We start from the raw sequence: 20,027 nt of genomic DNA, 5'->3' as shown, positions 1-20,027 counted from the left end.
GTGCGAGGGCGGGCGGGGTGGTCCGGAGGGGGCGTTCGGCGTCGGTACCCTGGAGCGCATGTCTACTGCTCCGGTTCGCGTTCGTTTCGCCCCGTCTCCGACCGGCATGTTCCATGTCGGTGGTGCACGGTCCGCTCTCTACAACTGGGCGGTTGCGCGACAGTCCGGCGGCACGTTCGTGCTGCGGATCGAGGACACCGACGCGGCCCGGAACAAGCCGGAGTGGATCGACGGGATCATCAACGCGCTCGCGGCGATCGACATCCACGGCGAGGACGCGGCCTTCGAGGGGCCTTACTTCCAGTCGCACAACGCCGACCGCCACCGGGAAGTGGCCCAGCAGCTCTTCGCGGCCGGGCGTGCGTACTACTGCGACTGCACCCGGGAGCAGCTGAAGGAGCGAACGGGCTCGGATCACCTCGGGTACGACGGGTTCTGTCGGGACCGGGGGCTTGCCTTCGAGGAAGGCCGGGCGCTGCGGTTCCGGACGCCGGACGAGGGCGAGACCGTCGTGGTCGACCTCATTCGCGGGGAGCCGGCGTTCCCGAACAGCGCGATCGAGGACTTCGTGATCGCTCGCGGTGATGGGTCCCCGGTCTTCCTGATCGCGAACGTGGTCGACGACCTGGACGAGGGCATCACACAGGTCATCCGGGGCGAGGAGCATCTGTCGAACACGCCGAAGCAGCAGCTGCTGTGGGAGGCGCTCGGCTCGAAGCCGCCGGTGTGGGCCCACCTGCCTGTGATCGTGAACGAGAAGCGCCAGAAGCTCTCGAAGCGCCGCGACAAGGTCGCGCTGGAGGACTACCTCGCCGAGGGCTTCCTCCCCGAGGCGATGGTGAACTACCTCATGCTTCTCGGCTGGGGTCCCGGCGACGACCGGGAGATCATGCCGCACGAGGAGCTGGAGCAGCTCTTCCGGATCGAGGACGTCAACACCGCACCGGCCTTCTTCGACGTGAAGAAGCTGACGGCGTTCAACGGCGACTACATCCGCGCCCTGGCGCCGGAGCAGTTCGCCGCCGCCTGCGCCCCGTGGCTCGTCGCCCCGTACGCGCCGTGGCAGCCGGAGGCGTTCGACAAGGACGTGTTCGAGACCGTGGCTCCGCTGGCCCAGACGCGGATCGCGCTGCTGTCGGAGATCACCAGCTACGTGGACTTCCTGTTCCTCGACGAGCCGGTCGAGGACGAGGCGTCGTGGAACAAGGCGATGAAGGCGGGCGCCGGCGACATCCTGTCGGACGTCCGCACCGAGCTGGCCACCGTCGCGGACTGGAAGGCGGACGACCTCAAGGCCGTGCTTCTCGCCGTCGGCGAGAAGCACGGCCTCAAGCTGGGCAAGGCCCAGGCGCCCATCCGGGTCGCGGTCACCGGCCGGACGATCGGACTTCCGCTGTTCGAGTCCATGGAGCTGCTCGGCCGGGACCGCGTGCTGGCCCGTCTGGACACCGCAGCCAAGAAGCTGGCCGCTCAGGCGTAGCCGCTGGTCAGGCGACCTTCGCGAGGAGGTCGCCCCAGGCGTTGCCGAAGTAGTTCAGATCGAACCCGGCCAGGGCCTCGTACGCGGCCTTGGCCTCGGTCTGGCGCGCCGTCGCGCGCTCCCGGATCTGCGCCGACAGGCGGCCGAGGTCCGGGGTCGGCTGGCCGGTCAGCGCGGCGAGGTCGCCCAGGCCGGCCACCGGGCGGATGAGGCAGGGCAGGCCGAGCAGTAGGGCCTCGGCCGCGCAGCGGCTCCAGCCCTCCCGCATCCGGGGGACGAAAACACCGACGTCACAGGCGCACAGCAGCCGCAGGTACCGCTCGCGCTCCACGTCGTAGTGCGTGCCGTCGAAGCCGATGGTGTTGCTGCCGCTGGTGATCACCCGCAGTCCGGGAGCCTCAGCCAGGGCTGCCGAGACCTTCTCGATGCCCTTCCAGTGCACGGCCTTGCCTGCGTAGACGCCGATCACGTCCGAGGGCAGTCCGAACTCCGCACGGCACTCGGTTCGGTCGAAGCCACGTGCTCGCTCGACCTCTGTCATGTCGAAGGCGTTGTAGATCACCCGTACGTCGCGGACGCCTCGGGCCTGGAGGAAGTCCGCCCAGTACGGGGCGACGCACACCACGGCGGCGCACTGCGGCAGCACCCGAAACAGGTGCTCCCAGAGCATGGCCTCCACCGGGGCGGAGTCGTGCTGCAACGGCTCGTAGTGGTGCAGGAGGAAGACTGTGCGGGCCCGCATCTCGGGCGTGAAGAGCAGCAGGCTCAGGTCGTCCCACACAAAGGTTCCGCTGGCGTTGTCCAGCGCCCGGACCGTTGGGGCCAGGCGGGCGAGGTGGCGGAGCTTGCGCCAGCGGCGGACGCGGTAGGTGCGCTTGTGGTCCGGAACCGTGCGCCACTCCACGTCGTCGGCCGTCGCCTCGTGGAGCATCCGCAGGTAGACCCGGCCGCCGGTCCGGCCGACCGGCTCCATCGAGTAGACGACCCGCTTCACGGACGTACCTCCTGTTGTTGTTGGACGTACTCAGCGTGGAGCAGCGCGTGCATGGCCTCCAGCTGGGGGCTGAGGCCACGGGCGGCTTCGGCGAGCGGGAGGTAGAAGTCCTCCAGGCTCTGGAGGAAGCGTCGGCGCCGGTCGAGGTTGGGCGAGGCGGCGAGATCGCGCAGGTTGTGGAGCCGGTCGGCGAGCCGGACGAGGAGGTCCTCGGGCGGGAGCGCGGCCTGCTTGAAGCGCCAGCTGGTCTCGTCGCCGACGGCCTTGGGGCGCTGTTCGAGGCGGTGGTCGGCTGTCATCGCCCGCAGGCGGCCGGTGAACGGGCCGCCGAGGTGCTGGACGAGCAGCGCCTCCGATTCGGGGGCCACCTCCAAGGCGTCGTGGAGGAGGGCGAGGAGCAGGGTCTCGGGGTGGCTGACCCTGATCTCGGTGCGCAAGAGCGTGACGACGGCCAGCGGGTGTTCCAAGTACGGGGTGCCCTGGTCGCGGGTGTGGCTGTCGTAGACGGTGAGGGCGAGGGCGCCGGCGACGCGGGCGCGGGACTGCCCGTCCGCGCCCCACGCGGCGGCGCCGAGCACGGTCAGGACGTGGTCCAGGTCGATGGGGTTCATCCGCCTCACCTCGTACGGAGGGACGTGGCATGGGGGTCGGGCACGTGGTCGGCGAGCAGCAGGGTGTCGCCGACCGCCAGGGCGTCGAGGCCCAGGTCCGCCGCCGCTACCACGGCCTGCTCGGCGGTCCGCAGGATCGGGGTGCCCTTGCGGTTGAAGGAGGTGTTCAGCAGCAGCGGCAGTCCGGTGCGCTCGTGGAACCGGTCCAGGAGTTCGTGCAGGCCCTGGTGGTCGGGGGGGACGGACTGGACGCGGGCGGTGCCGTCGTGGTGGGTGACCGCGGCGATGCGGTCCGCTCGGCATCGGCGGACGCGGGCGACACGGTTCATGAAGGGGTCGCCCTCCGACATGAACCACTCCGTGGCGTGCTCGGCGAGGACCGCCGGCGCGAAGGGGCGGTATGAGGCTCGCTTCTTGATCGCGTTGAGCCGGTCGCGCGTGGTGGCGTGGCCGGGGTGGGCGAGGATCGAGCGATGGCCGAGGGCTCGCGGACCGAATTCAAGCTGTCCCTGCACCCAGCCGACGATGTGGTGATCGGCGAGGAGCGTGGCCACCGTGGGTGCCAGACCCGGGCCGAGGTCGGTCAGCGCGCGGTACCCGGTCGGCACCGCAGTGGCCGGCAGGGCGCCCGGGTGCGGGCCCCAGGCCGCGTCGGTCGGCACCGGAAGGCGCTCCCGCCCGAGCTGGTAGTGCCAGCCGTACAGCGCGGCGCCCACGGCGGTGCCCGCGTCGTGTGGCGCCGGCGCCACGAAGAGGGTGTCGAAGCCGCTGTCGGCGGCCAGCTGGCCGTTGAGGTGGGAGTTCAGGGCGCACCCGCCCGAGAACACCAACGTCGAGGCTTTGGTGAGCCGTTGCAGGTGGCGGGCGGTGTGGACGACCGACTCGGCGAAGACCTCCTGGACGGCGGCGGCCAGGTCGGCCCGCTCGTGGTCCGGCTGCTCGGCGACGTTGTCGGCGGTCCAGGCCCGGCCCGCGAGCAGCAGCGGTGTACTGCTGTCCGCCGAGCCCCAGGGGTGATCGATGCGGACCTCGCCGTCGTCGCCGAGCCGGACCAGCTCGCGGATCTGCGCTCCGTAGCGCTGGGGATCGCCGAAGGCCGCGAGCGCCATCATGCTGCCCTCGGGCTCGTCGCCGGGCGGGATCACCCGCCGCGCGAGGTTCCGATAGAAGTGCCCGAGGGAGGAGTGAACGCGCCGGGGTCCGGCCGGGCTGGGCACGACGGTCGGAATGCCCTGGTGGAGGCGGTCGATGCGATCGGGTCGCAGGTCGTACCCGGTGATGCGCTCCCGGCCAGGGCCGAAGTCGGAGCCGAGGGAGGAGCCGCCGGCGTCGATAACGAGGCCGGCCGCGTGGTCGTGGCCGGAGAGCAGGTAGCCGGAGAGCACGTGGGCCGTGTGGTGGGAGAGGAGGCGGAGGTGTTCGCCGAGCGGGGCGGGCAGGAGGGCGGCGAGTTCGTCTCGCTCCTCGGCCAGCCACCAGCCGGCGGCGGGGTTGGGGCGCATAGAGGCGGCCCAGACGGCGTCGATGTCCTGCGGTTCGAGGCCGGCGGCCTCCAGGCACCACTGGAGCGCGCGGGTTGGGGCGGTGAGCATGCCCTTGCGGGTGGGGTGGTTGTGCTTGACGCCGCTCCAGCGTTCCTCCTCGGCCGCGTAGAGGCGACCGTCGACGACTAAGGCGGCGCTGGTGTCGTGGTGGAAGTTCAGTCCGAGGACTGCGGGCATGGTGGTGTACCTCCGGTCTGAGGTCAGACGATGAGGGCCGGGACGGGGAGGAGGGCGGTGCCGGAGTCGGTGTACTCGTGGCAGCGCAGGCAGAACCGGAAGTGGTGGCCGCGGGGCGCGAACACCTTGGCCGCGAAGTCCTCGTCCCAGATGCTGAATTCGCTGTCGTCCTTCGCCATGGCGTTGAAGCAGCGGTAGCAGGACCCATCCATCTCGATCATCAGGTGCTGGTCGAGGTAGCGGTCGCAGATGCCGCGCAGCTCGTTCGCCGGCTGGCCGACGTCGACGTGGTGCACATGGTTGGTGACGTGGATTGCTCCGTACCTGTCGCACAGCCTCGCGACCTGCGTGAGGCGGGAGGAACTGATGCCTTCCAGGACGCTGTTGATGACCACGGTCTTGCCGGCCTCGCGAAGGCGGGGCACGACGGCGTGGACCTCGTCGTAGTTCTCGTGCTCGTCGTCGCAGCCGATGAGGACCTGGTCGTACGAGCGGAGGGTGGCCTCCATGATCCGCTTGTTGCGGGCCAGGGTGATGGCGTTCGTGCCCAGAACTATGACCTTGTCGGGCAGGCGGGTGCGGGCCGCGTCGCTGAGGGCGGGGAAGTCCCGGTGCACGGTGGGCTCGCCGCCGTTGATGTGCAGCTGCTGGAAGGGGATGGTCTCCAGCCGGGCCAAGATGGTGGAGAACAGCTCCATGGACATGTTCTCGCCCTGGGCGCCGTCGGCGAAGATGCAGAAGTCGCATGACCGGTTGCACTTCGTCGTGATCTTGATCTTGGCCGTCTTCAAGGCGCGGGGCAGGGGCGCACGCGCGTGCATGGCGGGACTCCTTGTGTCAGGGATGGATGTCAGCGGGGGTGAGGCTGAGGAAGTCCTGCACGGTGGACTTCTGCCGGTGCCAGAGCGCGAGGGTCGCGCGCAGGGTGCCGGCGGTGGTCGGTCGGGTGGGGATCAGCGTCGCCATCTGGGCGGCCAGCCGCTGGGCGGAGGTGGCCTCGTCCGCCGCGAGCGCGTTCAGGGTTTGCGCGGCGGCTCGGAGTTCCTTCGCCTCGCGCCGGATCAGGTAGTCGGTTGCCACGCCGGGCGGCGGGTCGAGGTAGTACAGCCAGCGGGCGACGCGTACGCGAAGCATTCCGGCGGCCATGACCCAGTCGGTACGGGCGTGCTCCTCGCTCTGGCCCGCAGGGCGGTTCGCGTCGGGCACGCGACGCATGGCCGCCTCCAATGCGACATGGGCCGTGCGGAGGAGGTGACGCGGGCTGCGGGGAGGGGCGTCGGGTCGGTCTTCGGCGTGCCCGAGGAACAGCTCGGCGTACCCGTCCAGCCCATCCGGACGCCACTGCGTGAGGGCGGCCGTCTTGCCGGGGCAGCGGGTCCGTGTCGCGAGCGCGGCTGCGGCGAACCAGCACGGGGCGAGGTAGTGCCAGGCTACGCAGTGGCGCCGGTAGGCGGCGATGTCCTCAAACACGTTGTCGATGCTGTCCGCCGCCAGCTGGTACCGGCCGCCCAGCCGTCCCTGGAGGATTCCCTGGTAGAACCGCTCGTCGACCTCGCACCACGGCGCCATCTGCGCCCGGGACTTCCAGCGCTGGAAGTCCCGGGCGCTCCCGCTGATCAGCGACCAGGTCGCGAGCTCGGGTGCGGAGACGAGCCGTTCGTCCGCCTCGGCCATGGTGAAAGCGAAGCCAGGCGGGTGCTCCAGGAGACGCCGATGGGAGACCTCCCGGCCGACCGCGGCGGTGTGCGCGGCGGCCAGGCGGTGGTTCCACTCCTCCCAGTCGGCCGGGGCTTGGGGGAGGAGGACCCGTACGTCGATGTCGGAGTGGGGAGCCAGCAGGTCGGCCGGCTGCCACTTGTGGGTCAGCATCACCGCCCCGACGCCGTGGGCGTCCAGCTCGCGTTCGTACAGCGCTCCGAGCCCCGGGTACAGGGGCGGCGCCTCAACCATGACCATCACCGCTCTCCAGTGGAGGCGCGGGAGCAAGCGGGCTCGGCCGCGTTCGTGGTGAGCAGGGGGAGCAGGGGCAGGACCGGGGTGCCTTCGGGGCGCTCCATCCGGTCCCAGCGCAGGTCGTAGTCGACGTAGTGGAAGCCCTGCCAGGCGTCGTTGGTATTGCGGTCGAGCATTGCCTGGAAGAGGTGCACGAAGGCATCGCCGAGGGTGCCGTCGACGAGGTGGGGCTTCAGGGGGATGTCGCGGTTGTGGAGGATGCAGGGGCGGGCCACGCCCGTGGGCGTGATCTTGATGCGGTTGGCGTCGGAGCAGGTGGCACAGCTGGAGTTCGAGATGAAGCCGATCGAGCCCGCCCAGCCGTCCGGGCGGAGGTACTGCCCGGGGCTGCGCACCCCGAGCTCGTCCCTGCCGACCTCGCCGGCGTTCGCGAACCACTCGTGGAGGCGGTCGCGGACCTCCGCCTCGCTGATGAACTCGGCCTCGAACAGCGCCTGCGCGGGGCCGATGTTCTGGAGCTCGATCAGGCGGACGGCGATGGGCAGGTCGCGGGCGAGCTCGGCCACGGCGAAGGCATCGTCCAGGTAGGTGCGCTGGAGAACACAGTTGATCTTCACGCGCAGGCCGAGGGCGAGGGCGGTGTCGAGGGTGCGCCGGGTGATGCGTGGGTCGCCGCCGCCCATGATCTCGGCGGATCGGTCGGGGTCGAGGCTGTGGAGGCTGAGGTTGAGGTACGTCAGGCCGGCGTGGTGGAGCTTCTCGACGCTCAGGCCGCGGCGCAGGTTGCCGTGGCTGGTCATGCCGATCGCGGCGTCGGGCCCGAGGCCGTCGGCGAGGCCCGTGATCACGTCGAGGATGTCCGCCCGGAGGGTCGGCTCGCCGCCGGAGCAGTGCGCCTTCCTGATCTTCCAGGCGCCGGCCTCGGCGGCGATGGCCGCATAGTCGGAGGCGGTCAGGGGACGGTCCTTGTGCCCGTAGTCCGGCATGCAGCGTGGCTTGCAGAACACGCAGTCCAGGTTGCAGAGCGAGTTCAGGGTGAAGGCCAGGTAGGGGTGGTTGCGGCCGGTCGTGGCGAAGGCGGCGGCGAGGTCGTGGTGGCGCGTGGTGGGCATCGGTCAGCCTCCTACGAAGGGAGAGCGGGCAACTGGTACCTCGGCCAGGCCGTTAAGCGGCTGGTCGGTGAGGTAGCGGCGCAGGTTGTCGGCGAAGAACGCGACCGCCTCGTTCATGTACGTGCGGCTGAGCGTGGAGCTCTTCGGCGTGAGGACGACCCGGGGGTGGAGCCGCAGCGGATGGCGGGCAGGCAGCGGTTTTGGGTCGAAGACATCCAGGGCGGCGCCGCGAAGGCGGCCGGCGTTGAGGGCGGCCAGGAGGGCCGCCTGGTCGACGGTCGCCGCGCGGCCGAGGTTGAGGAAGACGGACTTCGGCTTGAAGGCCGTGAAGAGGTCGTGTTCGAAGAAGCGGTCCGTGGCCCGGGTGGCGGGCAGTAGATCGACCACCACGTCGGCGACGGCGACCGCCTGGTGCACCGCCGACGTGTGCATCCACGTGATCCCACCCTCGGCGGTCACCGGCGGCGTCCGCCGTACGCCGATGACGTCCATGCCGAAGGAGCGGGCCGCACGAGCGAGGCGTCCGCCGATGCTGCCGCAGCCGACGATGGTCATCGTCGCCCCCGCCAGGTCGAAGAACTCCTCGGCCAGGTCGTCCTTCCACCAGGCCCGCTTCCGCTGGGCGAGCTGGCTCATGAACAACCCGCGTGAGAAACCCAGGACCAGGCCCATGGCGTGCTCGGCCATGGGCCTGCCGTGGAACCCGTACGAGCGGGTCAGAGCCACCCCGACGGAGTGGGCCTCGGCGACGGGCAGATGGTCGGTGCCGGCGGCCGGGGACGCGATCCACCTCAGATGAGGCGCGCCGAACAGCCACGACGGTTTGAACGTCCAGCCGAAGTAGACGTGTGCCTCGGCGAGCTGGTGCGGCACGGCCTCCTCGGTCGCCGTACGGAACTCGACACCGGGGAAGGCGGCGGACAGCGCCCGCTCGTGCTCGGCGGACAGCCGCCAGAAGGAGTGTGGGGACTCCAGACTGATCAACACCACCGGCCGGTTCATCGCGCTCGGCCCTCCGCGCTGGACGCTGGCGCGAGAGCCCAAGGAGCGATGCGTTCGACGACGGAACCGATGCTCGCCTCGTAGTCGTGGCGCGAGCGCACCAGGGCCGCCCCGGCGCTCCGGAGCCGGTCGCGCTCTCGGGGCAGGACGGTCAGGGCGCGGTGCAGTGCGGAGGCCAGAGACCTGGCGTCCCGCGGTGCAGCGGTGAAGCCGGTCTCACCCTCGACGACGGTCTGGGCCAGCCCGCCGGCCGTGGTAGCCACCACCGGGCCAGCACCTGCCGCGAACGCCTCCAGGGGGATGCGACCGAAGGGTTCCTCTCGGGAAGGAACGACGACCGCGCGCAGGGCCGGGTTGTGCAGCCAGGCGCGGATCGCGGGGGTGAAGCGCGTGATCAGGGTCGCGTCCAGGCCGTAGGCACGGATGCGCGCTGCCAGGTCCTCCTGATACGAGGTGGGGCGCTCGTGCTCCTCCGAAGTCACGGCCGCCAGGACCAGGTGCGGAGCTCGGACCCCGCGCTCCTTGAGGAGGTGCAACGCCTCCAGGAGGTCGTCGAAGCCCTTCGTCGGCACGGCACGGCCCATGGCGAGCAGGAATCCGGCGCGTGCCTTGAAAGGCAGGGGCGGCGCGCTCGTCGGCCGGGCCATCTCCTCCTGGATCAGCCCGTTCGGGACGCTCACGATGCTTCCCCGAGGGACGGCGTAGCTGACGATGAGGTGGCCGCGCATATGGGAGGAGATGGCGCCGATCCGCCCGCCACGGACGGTCGCCGCCCGCAGAGCGTCGCGCTCCCAGCGGACTCGGGACATGTCCTTGGGCCGCGTCAGCGCCGTCGTGGAGCGGGGAACGAGCAGCAGGTCCGTGGTCGGCGACGTGTAGGGGGCCAGCCCGAGGAACGGGATGTCGAGGCCGATGAGAAGGCACCGGCTCGCTCGATCAGCGATACGCGCGGCCGCCTCGCCTGCCAGGTCGCACAGCTGCACGGAGCCGTGGATCGAGTCCGGCGCCGCCGGGACCTCCGGGATCGTGATGACGTCGGCCCTGGCCTGCCGCAGCATCCGCTGGACTTCGCCGGCCCACCGCCGGTCGCGCGCTCCCTCTGTCTCCGACACATGCGGGGTGATGACGGAGAGGTGGCCCGGCGGCAGCAGGCGGGTGAGGGCCGTGAGGAAGGCGCGGTTGCTGAAGCCGGTACCCGACGCCGCGCCATAGAAGCCCTCGTGAAGGGCGACGACGACACGGGGCTGGCGCACCGCCTCCGGTACGGCGGCCGTCGGCGGGGGAGGTGGAGTGGCATGGTCGATGCGCACCGTGTGGTGCCTCCTTCGAAGAAGGGGTGTCGTGGGCGTGGACATCAATGGGTGCCGTCGGGCGAGTGGTGGGACCCGCGCCTGAGTCGGCACCAGGCACGGGTGCCGTGGGTACCGGTCGTCAGCGACCAGGCATCGGCCAAGGCCTCGACGATGACCAGCCCTCGTCCCGACTCGGCCTCCTCCTCAGCAGCCGGAGGAGCGGAGGGCGCGGGGTCAGAACAGCCGCCGTCGGTGATCGTGATCTCGACTTCCAGGCCACCGGCGGTCTGACTCCAGCGGTCGACGCACAGGACCAGAGGCGGCCTGCCCGAGGCGAACGCGTTCGTCGCGAGCTCCGACGTGATCAGGCGGGCGTCATCAAGCAAGGCCGCCTCGGCGCCGTGGAGTGCGACCGTCACAGCCTCCCGGGCGACTTCGGCCGCCTTTGGCCCGTACGGCAGATCCGTGATCAACGTGATCGCGGCGGCGCCGTCGGTGTGCCCGAACGCCGGGACGCGGGCCGGACGCTCGGTGTCGTGGTCCAGCACACTGCCGAGACGGCTTCGGGAGGTGCTCGTGCGGTGTCTCAAGGCCCACCTCTTTCTCCGTCGGCACCGAGGGCGGCGCCTTCCGCCGGGATCCAAGAACACCGGAGGAGGGGGGTGGCGCAGGACCCGATCAACGGGTCAACTCGGTCAACTTCCTTGAGAAGGAGGTGAATCAGCCGTCCGAGGGCGTCACCATGAGGGAGCGCGAGAAGTGATGGATGAACCACTGGGGCAAGAGGTGGTCGCACGTGGCACCGCAGGCAGGGCAACCCAACGACGTACTGGCGGGGTGCCTGGATGAACTCGGATGGAGCCCCAAGGCGCTTGCTCGCAAGCTGAACAGGGTGTTCGGAGCGGGGACGGTGGCCGAGTCGGCGCCGTACCACTGGCGGGACGCCGGCTCGTTGCCGCGTTCGCCGTTACCGATGATGGCCGCCTACGTGCTCTCCCAGGAACTGGGTAGACCTGTCTCGGTGGCCGAACTCTGGCAGGGCCGCGTGGGCGACTCCTCGGCGCTCGTCCCTGCGGACACGGATCTCGCACGGCCCTGGACCGTGCAGGGTATGGAGGCGATCGTGGAGGACTGGGTGATGGGAGGGCTCGTCGACCGACGCCGGTTCCTCGCGATCTCGGGCGCGGGGCTTCTCGCGATCGTCGCCCAGTATCTCGACGGCACCGCGGGGCGCGGCCAATATGCACCTCGGATCACGCCGTCCGTGGGTGCCGATCCGCTCGTGGACCAGGTCGAACAGCACCTGCCCATGCTTTCCGCGCTCGACGACGAACACGGTGGGGCACGTCACCTCCCTTACGTGGGTGCCCAGTTCCGTGCGGTCGGGCTGCTGATCCGCGAAGGCGGTCATGCTCCCGCCGTCGCGAGCCGCCTCATCCGTGCGCTCGCCGAGATCGGCCAGCTGGCTGGCTGGATGGCCTTCGACGCCGCCGACCACGGCCTGGCACAGCGCTACTTCGCCACCGCGCTGCGGGCAGCGCACCAGGTGAACGACCTGCCCCTGTGCGCCCACATCCTCGGCGACCTCTCCTTCCAGGCGGCCAGCCGCGGCCACCCCGCGGATGCCATCGCCCTCGGCGAGGCCGCCCGCCGAGCCAGCGACGCCGCCCCGCCAGTCGTCCGGGCATCCGTCCTGTCGCGGCTCGCCTACGCGTACGCCGCTGCCGGCCGGGACAACGACTTCGCCCACACCCGCGGGGCCGCCCGCGAGCTGATCGCCGGCCGGGACGGTAGCCAGGAGGAGCCTCGCTGGATGTACTTCCTCACCGACAACCACCTGGACTGCCAGGCGGGGTACGGCCTCATTCAGATGGGCCGCGCGCAACTGAAGGCCGACGGCGGAACGAGAGGACGGAGGTTCCTCGCCCAAGGGGCGGAGATGCTCCGCTCTGGAGCGTACGACGTCCCGCGAGGCGACCCCAGTCAGCGCAGGGCCATGTTCGAAGGGGCCTGGCTGGCCCTGGGGCACAGCGCCCACGGTGACCTGGAGGCCGCGTGCGAGATCGGCCAGATCGCCGCCGACCGCCTCGATGCCGTGCGCTCGCCTCGCAGTGCGGCCCTGCTCCACCAGCTCGCCGCAGACCTGCGGCGCCGACAGCGCAACTCCCACGTGCGCAGCTTCCTGCCGGTCCTGGAACACGCCCTCGCCGAACACGCCCCGTCGACGCCACCTGGCCGTTAGGGTCGGGATCATGACCGCAGGGGAGCGCGTTGTCGTTGTCGGGGCTGGGGTGGCAGGGCTCACCACCGCCGTCGTTCTCGCCGAGGCCGGTGCTTCGGTGCACGTGATCGCCGAGCAGATGCCCGGCGTCACGTCGCTGGCGGCGGGGGCGATGTGGGGGCCGTACCTGGTCGAACCGAAGGACAAGGTCAACCAGTGGGGGCAGCGGTCCCTGGAGATCTTCCGCGAGCTGGCGGAGGACCCGTCGACGGGCGTCAGGCTGACCAGCGGCATTGAGGCGTCCCGCACGGCCGAGGCGCCACCGGACTGGGCTATCACTCTGCCAGGCTTCCGGCCGTGCAAGCAGACCGAGCTTCCGGCCGGGTTCACCGCCGGGTACCGGTTCACCGTGCCGCTGATCGACATGCCCACCTACCTCGACTACCTCCTGCGTCGGCTTGATGCCGTTGGAGGAACGGTTGAGCGGCGACACCTGACCTCGCTCACGGACGCCGATATGGCCCCCGTGATCGTCAACTGCGCCGGACTGGGTGCCAAGGACCTGGTTCCGGACCCGGACCTGCGGCCCATCCGCGGTCAGCACGTCGTCGTCACCAACCCGGGTCTGACCGAGTTCTTCTCCGAGGACACAGGTCTCTCGCCGGACCTGCTGTGCTTCTATCCGCACGGTGACACCGTCGTCCTGGGAGGCACCGCCGTCGACGGTGAGGGCGACCTCGCCTCCGACGACAGTGCGGCGGCCGACATCCTGGCCCGCTGCGCCAAGGTCGAGCCTCTCCTAGCCGAGGCACGTGTTCTGGAGCACCGGATCGGCGCTCGGCCAACGCGGGCCACGGTCCGCGTGGAGGCCGATCGACAGGAGGACGGCAGGCTGGTCGTACATAACTACGGGCACGGAGGCGCTGGCGTCACGCTGTCGTGGGGATGTGCTGAGGAGACTGGTGGGTTGCTGAACGCCTCCTGACGGAGTGTCCGAAGGGCTACGACCCAGTACACGTGCGATGCGGGCGACTGGCCCTCATCTTCGCCAGCACGACGTGTGTGACCAGGACTTGCCACCTCCTCAGCGCCAAGTCCAGTTGCGGAGGGCGTGTCGCCCGCGGTGACTCGGTACCGGAACCTGGCCTCTGCGACGTTTCTCCGCTCAAGTTCGGCTGACAGGTAGAAGCCGCCGAAGCCAGGGATGGTCGGGCACGATCACGTTGATCGCGTCCGCCAACCAGGCGCGCGCCGGAGCGTCGAGCAGCGGCAGTACAGCTTCGAAGTCGGCCTCGTCCTTGTTCCGGGTCGCCTTGGCCTTGTAGAAGAGTTGGACCTCGGGCGCGAGATACGGGATGCCCGTCTTGCTCGTGCGCCCGAGCTGGTGGATCGGGAGCCGGATTGCCGGGTCTCGCCGCGAGACCCATTGGGTGCCCTCCGCCTCGTCCAGCATGAGCTGGATGGACCAGGGGGCCTCGGGCGTGCGGCGGCACCAGATGTCGTGCAGTGGCTGCGGAAGAACCTCTCCAGGAAGCCACGTTCTCAGCCTTCCCTGGCCGGGCGGGTCCGCCACGTAAAGGTCCCAGCTGGCCAGGAGGCCCCGTGCGCGGACCTGGTCACGCCGGAGAACCAGGAGGTCGAGATCGCCGTGTGGCCGCAACTCGTGTCCGACCGCGAGTTCGATCGCGTAACCACCGGCAATCCACCACGGGAAGTCCGCCTCGGTGAAGACCGTGGCCACGTCCTCGGGACGAGCTGGCACCCAGCGTCCCAACACATCAGCACTCACCCACACATACTCCCAGTGACCAGACGGATGGCAGCACAGTGCTGCCCGCGGGCCGCGCCGCAGCCCGTACCGAGGACATCTGGCAGGCGCCCTGGCTTCGTACCCCTTCATGTGGCCCCTGCGGTCGCAACCGCCGTACTGTTCAGTGCGCTCGAACGCGTCTAAAGGGGGACACGACTATGCCGGACCGCAGCGCCGAAGTGCGTGCGAAGACGCGCGACCGCATTGCTTCGTACCAGGAGTCCAAGGATCGCTGGAACCTGTTCCGGAGCCTCAAGAACCTCATCGAACAGGCCGTCCGCGACTACGAGCACCGCGCCCTAGTGGAGCTCCTTCAGAACGCCCACGACGCGCATGACGCCGACGACCCCGGGGGCAGGGTCCTGATCACGCTCGACCACGACGAGGGCCCGCACGGCGCGGTGTACGTGGCGAACACCGGGCGGCCCGTCAGTCGCAGCAACTTCGACGCGATGACCGACATTGCACAGTCGGACAAGCGACCGGAGGAGGGCATCGGCAACAAGGGGATCGGCTTCAAGAGCGTTCTCCAGCTGACCGGAGCACCCCAGGTCTACTCGGTCGCCGAGGAGGGAAGCCAGGTCTTCGACGGCTATCGCTTCACCTTCGCCGACGAGGCCTCGCTCAAGGACTTCCTGGGCGGCGACGCGACCCTCGCGGCGGAGGTGGCCGCCGACGTCTTTCACCTCTGTCTGCCCGTGCCCCTCGACGGCGTCCCCGACGCCGTGAACTGCTTCGCGGCCGACGGATACGTGACCGTGCTGCGCCTGCCGCTCAAGAGCGAGGAGGCCCGGGCCGAGGCGGCCGAGCAGCTGACCGCGCTGTCCGCCGGCCCGCCGGTGCTGCTCTTCCTGCGCCGCATCGGGTCGCTCACCATCGAGGAGAGGCAGGACGGCGAGGTCGCCCGGCGCACCCTGGTCCGGACCGAGCGGGTGGACGCCGTCCTCGACTGGCTCACGGTCAGCACGGTGACCGTCGGCGACGGAGATGCGTTTGTCCTCCTCGACCGGCAGGTGGCGGCGGACGAGTTCGGCGACGCGATCGAGCGCAGCGTGCTCGGCGACCACATCAGTGAGGGATGGCGCGACTGGCAGGGAGACGCCCGGGTCACCCTCGCGATTCCCCTTGGGGACGGACCGGCCGAAGGACGCCTCTACACCCACCTGCCGATGGGCGAGCAGGCCGTTGCCCCCCTGCCGGCCCATGTGAACGCGCCCTTCTTCGCCAAGCTCGCCCGCGTCGACCTCGAGAAGACGGTCCCGCTCAACGACTTCCTCCTGGACGAGCTGGCCGTCCTCGGTGCCGAGACGCTCCTCGCCTGCTCCGCCGGGACCGTCGAGCTCCCACCGACCCTGTGCGCCGATCTGCTGAGCTGGGACGCGTCCATGTCCGACCGGCTGACCCGGGCCTTCGAGCGGCTCGGAAACGAGGTCGGCACGGCCCCGGTCGTCCCCTTGGCTCCCGGCTCCCGGCGGTCGTGGGCCTCCCTCGCAGAGACCCGCCTGTGGGACGACAAGGACCGGACCCTCTTCACTACCGACCGGCTGACCAGGGAGGCGGACGCCGTACTCGTCCACCCGTCCGTCACCGGGCACCGTGCGGCCCGGCTGGAGAAGGCCGTGGTCACGCTCGTCGGCCGCTCGTTGCGGCCGTCGGACGAACTCGTGGCGACCTGGGCCGAGAGCCTCGCCCGCCGCCTCGCCGGTGCACCCTTCCAGGCGGAAGACTGGGCACGCTTCTACGACGAGCTCGCCGGCTGCGTCGAGCGGCCCCGCTCCCTCCAGGGCCGCCGCATCCTCGTGGACGATGAGGGAAAGCTCCGCAAGTGCAACACGGCCGACGGCAGGACGCCCCGGCGCGCCACGGCCTTCTTCTCGCCCAGGGCGGACGGCGAGGACCAGCCGGGCTCCGCACGCACGGGCCGGGGCCCCGGCTTGCCGCGGTCGCTGCGCCACCGGGTCTTCTTCGTGTCGCGGAAGACCAGGCCGCCGTCCTCCAGCATCCGGCGGCCCGGCTGCTTGCTCGTGACACCGATTCGACCACTGCCGTACAGCGAGAACGGGTCGAAGCAGAACGCGGCCTCGGCGTGGACGTCGCGGCCGATGAAGACGCCTTCGGCCCCCAGACCGCCCTCGGCGACGAACGGATAGGCCCCGGAAGCGGTGGCGGTGGTCATCCGGTGGGCGGGCAGACGGAGCTTGCCGCCGCGGGCCGAGACCGGTCCGGGCCGCCCGGCCGGCGGGTAGACCGGCCGCAGCTCCGGATCGGCGGTCTCCTGGGCACGGTGCTTCGGGGGCGTTCCGGCGAGGCGGGCCTGGCGGTGGGCGTCGGCGAAACCGGCGCGGGCTGCCCTGCGCTCGGTGCGCGATGCCTTGTGGGGCACGAACAGGTGGGAGGCGCTGGCGCGGGTACGGGGCATGAACGTTTCTCCGGGTGGGGGCGGGTCAGCGGCGGGTGAGGCCGGTGAATGGGGAGTGCAGGTCGGCCGGGGTCGTCCGGCGGCGGACCAGGCGCGCGGTGCGCTGATGGCGCTGGCAGACGGTCAGCTCTGGCGTCCCTTCGGGAAGGCCGGACCGGCACGCCGGCGGGGTCCGGCGCACGCTGTCGCGAGCGGCAGGGCGGCGGCGGCCACCGGTGTGTCGGGGTGGCCGTGCTCCTCCCAGTAGCGGCGCAGGCTGTCGCCGGAGTCCGGGACGGTGCGCTCGATCACCTGGATGCGGGCGATCTGCCCGGTCCTGGCGAGCGCGGCCAGAGCACGCCCCCAGCCGGAGACGTTGGCGTGCTGGGTGCCCGGGTCGAGCAGCGCGTAGGCGCGGGAGGAGACCTTGACGACGGCGGTCAGCGTGCCGTTGTGCGGGTCGTGGACCGCGCCGTACCGGCCGTCCGGGGCGGTGGCCACGCGCAGGCTGGCGGCGGTGCCGGGCAGGTGGAGCAGTCCCTCGCGGGTCGGCCGGCGCGAGGGGCGGGTGAGCCAGAGGAGCTGGCCGCGCATCCGGCGCAGCGCGTACCGGACGACGATCGGGGTCCAGTCGGCCAGGGCACGGCCCCGGTGGCGGACGAAGACGAACAGAGCGATGACAGCCCACAGGGGGATGAGCGCGAGGGCCCCGACCACGCCGCGGGCGAGGATCACGGCGAGAAGGAGAAGGCCGGTGAGGCCGGCGGCGAGGAGCTGCGGGGCGGTCAGGCCGAGCAGGACGCCGCGCCTGCTGCGGTGGGGGAACTTCACGGCGGCCGAGGGGACTTCGGCCTGGTGCTTACCGGACATGAGGGTTCCAGACGGTGGAGGTGAACGAGAGACGGGGCGGGCGGCACTCTTCTGGAGGACACGGCGGGGCTCCTTCGACGGTCGAGTCGGGAGGGGGGCGGGCTGCGGAGGGGGCAGCCCGCCCCCGGTGGGGGAGGGTCAGGAACCCTCAGGCGGCTGGGTGGGGAACACCCAGGGCGTCGGCGCCGGCGAGCCGGTGGCTGCCGCCGAGGGCCCGGCGGGCGGCGTGGTGCCGATGTGGCTCACGCCGCTGCCCGGAGCCGACGTGCTGGTGGGACGACCGGAGCTGCCGCTGACGACCTGGGCACCCGGCTGGGAACCTTCCGCTTCCTCTTCGCCGGGCCGGGTGATGAGCGGCGGGATGCCGGGGCGCTGGATCAGGGCCCGGCCCTTGTCGCCGGTCGCGTTCGGGTCCTCGCCGTAGCGGAAGCGGGTCTGCGGCTTGGGCGGTCCGGCGTCGATGCCCTCCTTGCTGAGGTTGCCGCCGGCAGGATTGATGCCGGAGGCGACACCGTCGGCGCCCGCGCCGGGAACCTGGCTCGGTCCCTGGGGAGCGGGGGTTCCGGTCCCGACCCGCATCGCCAGGCTGCCGGCGGTCTTCGCCGCCCCGGCGGCGACGGCCATGCCCGCGACGCCGGTGCGGTGCAGGTCGTCGTGGCCGCCGCCGTCGCTCGCCCAGTGGACGAACTTGTACGTCGCGTACGGGCAGAGCAGCACCAGGACCATGACGACGATGCCGGCCATCGCGTCCGACAGGGCCGACAGACCGTCGTTGGCGTCGCTCTTGCCCATTGCGGAGACGCCGATCAGGAAGACCACGGTCATCAGAAGCTTCGAGACGATCAGGGTGGCGGTGGCCTCGATCCAGCCCCGGCGCCAGCGCTTGGCGACCTCCCAGCCGCCGCCCGCGCCGGCGAACACGGCGAGGGCGACCATGATCAGGACGCCGACCTTCCGGGCGACCATGACGCCCCAGTACAGGAAGGCACCGATCGCGCACCCGAAGGCGACCAGGGCGGGAACGCCCCAGCCCAGGCCGTACATCGCCCCCAACTGGTTGATCTTCACGACGCGGCGGATCGCGTCGTCGACGGAGGTGTTGGCGGCTTGGAACAGTCCGTCGGACAGGGCGTCGACCACGGTGATGGCGATGGTGGTGAAGGCGATGGCGGAGAAGCTGAACAGGACGCCGGTCATGGTGCCGATCGCGGCCTGGGCCAGGGCCCGCTCGTCGCGCCGCCAGGCCGCGAACATGAGCTGGATGCAGAAGATGCCCACGGTCAGCGCGAGCCCGATGGGCAACAGAAGCTCGTAGTTGTCCCGGAACCAGCCGGCGTCGAGGTCGATGGCGGTCGTCTCGTTGACGGCCTTGGCGGCGAGGTCCGCCGCGCTGGCCGCCAGCTCTCCTGCCGACTTTGCGATCCACGCGCCGATGCCGTCGGTGACGGCCCCGGCCGGGTTGGTGACGAAGTCGACGGCGGTGCACACCTTGTCCATCATCGGAAGGCCGCAGACGTCCATGGGGGTACCTCCTTTCGTGAACGGGACTCAGGGCGCGACGGACGGCATGACGCCGGCCAGGGTGCAGGGCTGATGTGGGCGGCACTGGACCGCGAGGGTGGTGGAGCGGCTCTCCGCGCCACCGGCGGGCGAGCCCTTCCAGGCGATCGCCTGCTTCCCCGAGACCGTGACGGCGTAGACGTACGCCTGGGTGATCGCGCCGGGGTCCTCCTGAAGGGCCCGGGTGAAGGCGTTCGGGAAGTGCCCCTCGTTCACGGTGGCCGTGGCGAACTGGCCGTTGGCGGCCATCTCCTTCCACAGCACCGCCGAGGGGATACCTCGGTCGACGGAGGCCGCGTCGGCGTACTTGGCCTCCGGGGTCAGCCACGCGTGCAGAGCGCGCCGCAGTTCGGCCTGCGGGTACGCCCGGGTGTCGTACGACCACAGCGCCGCCGCGGCCGCCTTCCCGAAGGCGATCGGGTCGGTGGTCCTCGGCGGAACCGGCAGGGCGCGGGGGCGGGTGCTCACCGTGGGCGGCCCGGACGGCGTGACGGCCGAGGAGGAAGTCGGCGGCGAACTCGGACGCGGGACAGGGGCCTTGGCGGGTGCCCTGCTGTCGCGGGTGAGGTAGGCGGCCAGGCCGGCGAGGGCGAGGAGCACTGCCAGGACGACGGTGCCGAGCAGCGCCCGGCGGCGCACGCGAGATGCGCCGCCGGGGTTGGAGGAGTGGGAAGGCATCAGCGGACCTGCGTCCCCAGCGTGCTGAAGAACGCGACCACGCCGTTCGCGGCGCCGAGCAGGAGGGCCGCGCCGGCGCTCACCAGGACGCCCTTCTTGCCGTTGGCTTCGGCCTGGTGGCCGCCGGAGTGGTGGCCCCAGGCCCACACTCCCGCGCTGACGGCGAGGGCGCCGACCACGGCGATGAGCCCGAAGAGGTTGATGGAGCCCATCACCTGCTTGAGGACATTCAGGCCCGGCAGCCCGCCCTCGTTCGGCTTGATCCCGGGGTCGTAGGCGAGCTGTATGACCTGTTCGGCGAGATACATGAGAACTCCAGTTCGAA

General features: G+C 70.9%; 18 protein-coding genes and 2 pseudogenes. 4 read left to right on the top strand and 16 right to left on the bottom strand.

The features are described 5' to 3' along the window. The first annotated feature begins 106 nt into the window (after positions 1–106). Positions 107–1,480: a glutamate--tRNA ligase gene (gene gltX, locus ABT232_RS15150; RefSeq protein ID WP_351840398.1), complete on the top strand. Its 1,374-nt coding sequence runs from the start codon at positions 107–109 to the stop codon at positions 1,478–1,480. A 7-nt stretch (positions 1,481–1,487) separates the two neighbouring features. Here gltX and ABT232_RS15145 read toward each other — a convergent pair whose 3' ends face one another. The 9 genes from ABT232_RS15145 to ABT232_RS15105 are packed head-to-tail and all read right to left on the bottom strand — an operon-like array spanning position 1,488 to position 10,713. Continuing rightward, a complete protein-coding gene (locus ABT232_RS15145) occupies positions 1,488–2,474 on the bottom strand; it encodes a glycosyltransferase (RefSeq protein WP_351840344.1) in 987 nt (328 codons plus the stop codon). Beyond that, complete coding sequence (locus tag ABT232_RS15140) at positions 2,471–3,085, bottom strand: HD domain-containing protein (protein ID WP_351840343.1); 615 nt, start codon at positions 3,083–3,085, stop codon at positions 2,471–2,473. Before ABT232_RS15140 ends, ABT232_RS15145 begins: the two co-directional genes overlap by 4 nt. Before the next feature lie 5 nt (positions 3,086–3,090). Beyond that, positions 3,091–4,806 (bottom strand): carbamoyltransferase family protein, encoded by a 1,716-nt coding sequence (locus tag ABT232_RS15135; protein WP_351840342.1) that lies wholly within the window; start codon positions 4,804–4,806, stop codon positions 3,091–3,093. Between the two features lie 23 nt (positions 4,807–4,829). Then, complete coding sequence (locus tag ABT232_RS15130; RefSeq protein WP_351840341.1) at positions 4,830–5,627, bottom strand: radical SAM protein; 798 nt, start codon at positions 5,625–5,627, stop codon at positions 4,830–4,832. Between the two features lie 16 nt (positions 5,628–5,643). Further along, complete coding sequence (locus ABT232_RS15125; RefSeq protein ID WP_351840340.1) at positions 5,644–6,762, bottom strand: hypothetical protein; 1,119 nt, start codon at positions 6,760–6,762, stop codon at positions 5,644–5,646. Then, positions 6,762–7,871 carry a radical SAM protein gene (locus ABT232_RS15120; protein WP_351840339.1) on the bottom strand — a complete coding sequence of 370 codons (1,110 nt, stop codon included), beginning with the start codon at positions 7,869–7,871 and terminating at the stop codon, positions 6,762–6,764. Before ABT232_RS15120 ends, ABT232_RS15125 begins: the two co-directional genes overlap by 1 nt. Before the next feature lie 3 nt (positions 7,872–7,874). Then, positions 7,875–8,873: a D-2-hydroxyacid dehydrogenase gene (locus ABT232_RS15115; RefSeq protein ID WP_351840337.1), complete on the bottom strand. Its 999-nt coding sequence runs from the start codon at positions 8,871–8,873 to the stop codon at positions 7,875–7,877. Beyond that, on the bottom strand, positions 8,870–10,183 hold the full coding sequence (locus ABT232_RS15110; protein ID WP_351840335.1) for a glycosyltransferase family 4 protein: 1,314 nt from the start codon (positions 10,181–10,183) through the stop codon (positions 8,870–8,872). The genes ABT232_RS15115 and ABT232_RS15110 overlap by 4 nt, the downstream gene beginning before the upstream one ends. Before the next feature lie 44 nt (positions 10,184–10,227). Continuing rightward, positions 10,228–10,713: an ATP-binding protein gene (locus ABT232_RS15105; RefSeq protein WP_351840333.1), complete on the bottom strand. Its 486-nt coding sequence runs from the start codon at positions 10,711–10,713 to the stop codon at positions 10,228–10,230. 248 nt (positions 10,714–10,961) lie between these two features. Between ABT232_RS15105 and ABT232_RS15100 the strand changes: the two genes are divergently transcribed. Continuing rightward, positions 10,962–12,407, top strand: a complete 1,446-nt coding sequence (locus ABT232_RS15100; protein ID WP_351840331.1) for an NsdA family TPR-like regulatory protein — start codon at positions 10,962–10,964, stop codon at positions 12,405–12,407. Positions 12,408–12,417: 10 nt separating this feature from the next. Further along, positions 12,418–13,371 (top strand): FAD-dependent oxidoreductase, encoded by a 954-nt coding sequence (locus tag ABT232_RS15095; RefSeq protein WP_351840329.1) that lies wholly within the window; start codon positions 12,418–12,420, stop codon positions 13,369–13,371. Between the two features lie 180 nt (positions 13,372–13,551). On the opposite strand, the gene ABT232_RS15090 is transcribed toward ABT232_RS15095, so the two are convergent. Next, complete coding sequence (locus ABT232_RS15090; RefSeq protein WP_351840327.1) at positions 13,552–14,175, bottom strand: nucleotidyltransferase domain-containing protein; 624 nt, start codon at positions 14,173–14,175, stop codon at positions 13,552–13,554. A 179-nt stretch (positions 14,176–14,354) separates the two neighbouring features. Here ABT232_RS15090 and ABT232_RS38455 point away from each other — a divergent pair, with 179 nt between their 5' ends. After that, positions 14,355–16,346 carry a sacsin N-terminal ATP-binding-like domain-containing protein gene (locus ABT232_RS38455; RefSeq protein ID WP_450871726.1) on the top strand — a complete coding sequence of 664 codons (1,992 nt, stop codon included), beginning with the start codon at positions 14,355–14,357 and terminating at the stop codon, positions 16,344–16,346. Here the strand turns inward: ABT232_RS38455 and ABT232_RS15080 are convergent. The 6 genes and pseudogenes from ABT232_RS15080 to ABT232_RS15055 form a co-directional block, all read right to left on the bottom strand. Then, positions 16,229–16,615, bottom strand: a pseudogene (locus ABT232_RS15080) (ATP-binding protein); the annotation flags it as partial. The gene ABT232_RS38455 and the pseudogene ABT232_RS15080 sit on opposite strands and share 118 nt — an antisense overlap. Before the next feature lie 25 nt (positions 16,616–16,640). After that, the gene (locus ABT232_RS15075; RefSeq protein ID WP_450871725.1) at positions 16,641–16,796 is read right to left on the bottom strand and encodes a DUF6238 family protein; all 156 of its coding nucleotides are present in this window, start codon (positions 16,794–16,796) and stop codon (positions 16,641–16,643) included. Then, a pseudogene (locus tag ABT232_RS15070) lies at positions 16,784–17,464 on the bottom strand (SCO6880 family protein); the annotation flags it as partial. The pseudogene ABT232_RS15070 and the gene ABT232_RS15075, both read right to left, overlap by 13 nt. 138 nt (positions 17,465–17,602) lie before the next feature. Further along, a complete protein-coding gene (locus tag ABT232_RS15065) occupies positions 17,603–18,985 on the bottom strand; it encodes an SCO6881 family protein (protein WP_351840325.1) in 1,383 nt (460 codons plus the stop codon). Positions 18,986–19,012: 27 nt separating this feature from the next. Further along, a complete protein-coding gene (locus ABT232_RS15060; protein ID WP_351840323.1) occupies positions 19,013–19,702 on the bottom strand; it encodes a hypothetical protein in 690 nt (229 codons plus the stop codon). Beyond that, positions 19,702–20,010 carry a DUF6112 family protein gene (locus ABT232_RS15055; protein ID WP_093549354.1) on the bottom strand — a complete coding sequence of 103 codons (309 nt, stop codon included), beginning with the start codon at positions 20,008–20,010 and terminating at the stop codon, positions 19,702–19,704. The genes ABT232_RS15060 and ABT232_RS15055 overlap by 1 nt, the downstream gene beginning before the upstream one ends. Between the last annotated feature and the right edge of the window lie 17 nt (positions 20,011–20,027).

The organism is Streptomyces sp. NPDC001532, from assembly GCF_040298625.1.
In the GTDB taxonomy this organism is placed as follows: Bacteria; Actinomycetota; Actinomycetes; order Streptomycetales; family Streptomycetaceae; genus Streptomyces.
Note: the sequence above shows the minus strand (reverse complement) of the source record. Positions and strands in the feature narration are given on the sequence as shown.

Bases quoted from the DNA above. Each gene is read 5' to 3' on its own strand.
- gltX (WP_351840398.1), top strand. From the start codon at position 107: ATGTTCCATGTCGGTGGTGCACGGTCCGCTCTCTACAACTGGGCGGTT.
- ABT232_RS15140 (WP_351840343.1), bottom strand. From the start codon at position 3,085: ATGAACCCCATCGACCTGGACCACGTCCTGACCGTGCTCGGCGCCGCC.
- ABT232_RS15135 (WP_351840342.1), bottom strand. From the start codon at position 4,806: ATGCCCGCAGTCCTCGGACTGAACTTCCACCACGACACCAGCGCCGCC.
- ABT232_RS15130 (WP_351840341.1), bottom strand. From the start codon at position 5,627: ATGCACGCGCGTGCGCCCCTGCCCCGCGCCTTGAAGACGGCCAAGATC.
- ABT232_RS15125 (WP_351840340.1), bottom strand. From the start codon at position 6,762: ATGGTCATGGTTGAGGCGCCGCCCCTGTACCCGGGGCTCGGAGCGCTG.
- ABT232_RS15120 (WP_351840339.1), bottom strand. From the start codon at position 7,871: ATGCCCACCACGCGCCACCACGACCTCGCCGCCGCCTTCGCCACGACC.
- ABT232_RS15115 (WP_351840337.1), bottom strand. From the start codon at position 8,873: ATGAACCGGCCGGTGGTGTTGATCAGTCTGGAGTCCCCACACTCCTTC.
- ABT232_RS15095 (WP_351840329.1), top strand. From the start codon at position 12,418: ATGACCGCAGGGGAGCGCGTTGTCGTTGTCGGGGCTGGGGTGGCAGGG.
- ABT232_RS38455 (WP_450871726.1), top strand. From the start codon at position 14,355: ATGCCGGACCGCAGCGCCGAAGTGCGTGCGAAGACGCGCGACCGCATT.
- ABT232_RS15065 (WP_351840325.1), bottom strand. From the start codon at position 18,985: ATGGACGTCTGCGGCCTTCCGATGATGGACAAGGTGTGCACCGCCGTC.
- ABT232_RS15060 (WP_351840323.1), bottom strand. From the start codon at position 19,702: ATGCCTTCCCACTCCTCCAACCCCGGCGGCGCATCTCGCGTGCGCCGC.
- ABT232_RS15055 (WP_093549354.1), bottom strand. From the start codon at position 20,010: ATGTATCTCGCCGAACAGGTCATACAGCTCGCCTACGACCCCGGGATC.